At 66.1% G+C, this 1,029-nt stretch carries 1 protein-coding gene; it reads left to right on the top strand.

All coding sequences use genetic code 11. From position 1 onward, the window contains the following. A partial coding sequence (locus tag ABZ564_RS32765; protein ID WP_360863151.1) for an IS630 family transposase occupies positions 1–1,029 on the top strand: 1,029 nt, incomplete at its 3' end.

The raw sequence follows: 1,029 nt of genomic DNA, 5'->3' as shown, positions 1-1,029 counted from the left end.
GTGCTGCGGGGTTGGTTGCGCAAGCAGACCGCGTCGCAGGCGCTGGTGCTGCGGTCGAGGATCGTGCTGGCGTGCGCTGAAGGGCGGTCGAACGCGAGGGTCGCGGACGATCTGGGTATCTCGCGGGAGACGGTGCGCAAGTGGCGGTCCCGGTTTGCCGCGGACCGGCTGGAGGGTCTGGTGGACCGGCCTCGCTCGGGGGCACCGCGAAGGATCACGGACGAGCAGGTCGAAGCCCTGGTCGCCAGGACGCTCGGCCAGACGCCGCCGACAGGTGATTCGCACTGGTCGACGCGTTCGATGGCCGAGGCGGAAGGGATGTCGCAGTCGGCCGTCTCGCGAATTTGGCGGGCCTTCGGCCTCAAGCCGCACATCGTGGAAACGTGGAAGCTGTCGACTGATCCGCAGTTCGTGACCAAGGTCCGTGACGTGGTGGGCATCTACCTGTCCCCGCCGGAGAACGCCCTGGTCCTGGCGGTGGACGAGAAATCGCAGATACAAGCCCTGGACCGGACCCAGCCGGTGTTGCCGATGGCACTGACCACGCCGGCGAAGATGACCCACGACTACGTCCGGCACGGCACGACCAGCCTGTTCGCCGCCTTGGACATCGCCTCCGGCTCGGTCATAGCCCAGCACTACCGCCGCCACCGCCACCAGGAGTTCCTCCGCTTCCTGAAGGTCATCGACGCCGCCGTCCCCAAGCACCTCGAACTCCACCTGGTCCTGGACAACTACGCCACCCACAAGACCGAGCCGGTCAAGAAGTGGCTGCTTCGACACCCTCGCTTCCACCTGCACTTCACCCCCACCTCGGCATCCTGGCTCAACCTCGTCGAGCGCTGGTTCGCCGAGCTGACCTCCCGCAAACTCCGCCGCTCGGCCCACCGCAGCGTCGTCGAACTCGAACGCGACATCCGCGGCTGGATCAACGAGTGGAACAAGAACCCCAAGCCGTTCATCTGGACCAAGACCGCCGACGACATCCTCGACACCCTCGCCGCATACTGCACACGAATTAACGACTCA

Origin of the sequence: Streptomyces sp. NPDC019224, from assembly GCF_040632605.1 — a bacterium.
Lineage (GTDB): Bacteria > Actinomycetota > Actinomycetes > Streptomycetales > Streptomycetaceae > Streptomyces.
The sequence above is the reverse complement of the archived record's forward strand: the minus strand, read 5'-3'. Positions and strand labels throughout refer to the sequence as shown.